The sequence below is a fragment of the Mesorhizobium sp. M4A.F.Ca.ET.020.02.1.1 genome (assembly GCF_004022645.1).
Classification (GTDB): domain Bacteria; phylum Pseudomonadota; class Alphaproteobacteria; order Rhizobiales; family Rhizobiaceae; genus Mesorhizobium.
Genome location: NZ_RZOI01001161.1, coordinates 1 through 1,101, shown reverse-complemented (window position 1 = coordinate 1,101; position 1,101 = coordinate 1). Strand labels below are relative to the sequence as shown.

At 60.1% G+C, this 1,101-nt stretch carries 2 protein-coding genes; both read right to left on the bottom strand.

Annotated features, from left to right (window positions below; genetic code table 11):
* Window positions 1–253: ATP-binding cassette domain-containing protein (locus tag EN742_RS35700; protein ID WP_128333925.1), on the bottom strand; the 253-nt coding region annotated here is incomplete at its 3' end.
* Between the two features lie 110 nt (window positions 254–363).
* Window positions 364–1,092 (bottom strand): MoaF C-terminal domain-containing protein, encoded by a 729-nt coding sequence (locus EN742_RS35695; RefSeq protein WP_245492489.1) that lies wholly within the window; start codon window positions 1,090–1,092, stop codon window positions 364–366.
* Between the last annotated feature and the right edge of the window lie 9 nt (window positions 1,093–1,101).

Genomic DNA, 1,101 nt, shown 5'->3' with positions numbered 1-1,101 from the left:
CCGGCAGGCCTTCGATGCGCGCGCCGTCCATTTCGATCGTGCCCGCCGTCGGGCTGTCGAAACCCGCCAGCAGCATCAGCGAGGTTGTCTTACCGGAACCCGACGGCCCAAGCAGGGTCAGGAATTCGCCACGCCGAATCTCCAGATCGATGTCGCATAGAGCCCGGAACGCGCCGTAATTCTTCGAAACGCCGCCGAACCGCACGATCGGCGGCGGTTCCGGCTGCGTCGTTGTCGTCTCGTGCTGCGTCATCTCCAGCGATTCTTTCCCAGATTCATTCGCGCCAAGGCTTCATCACGGCGCCTTGGCCGCTCCTTGTTGCTCGCTCAGCCCTTCCTTGCAGCGCTCCGCATGCCGGAGCGCTACTGAGGCGAGCCGACTGCGCCTGGCGGGATCGTAGCGATGACGCTCATCGTTGCCCCGACCGTGCTGTTGCCAGTTCGCCATGTGTGTGAATCGGCGCCAAACACCTTGCCGATCGAACGCATCGAGCCGAGGTCCTCGATGGTGACGGCAAGGCAGGGCAGGAATTTTTCCCGCCAGCAGATCAGATAGATGTCATCGGCCAATTCAAAGTAATCGGCTTCGTCAAATTCGCCGATGCCGGCGTCCGGGCCACGCCAGCAGTACCAAAAATAGTATTTCGGATTCACATAGTAATGATCATAGACGTGCGTATCGCTGTACTCGTAGCGAAAGAACTTCCCAAAAAGCTTTTCGGTTCGCGGAAAGTCAGGGATGGGTCGTCCTATGCCGCCGGCACGATAGGTCAGCGTAGGCACGCTTTGTGCGCCGGTCTTCTCGACGCGGGTGAGAAGATTCATGTCTTCGGCCGCCCGATCGGCCACCGAACCCTCGATCAGGAGAACGGCATTGCGCGTCAGATCCAACCAGAGGCTGATCGATCTCATCTCATCGCCGGCGTCGATGAAGTCGACGAAATACATGCCGTCGCGTACGCGGAATGCCTGATATGACTGCCGATCATGCCCTCTGGCGCCGGCATTCCAGGACAGAAGCTCCGCCGTGGAGAACGCAAGCTTGAGCGCGCCTCCATCAGCGAAGGCAACGTCGAGGGACTTCCCGGCCAGGTCCGATGT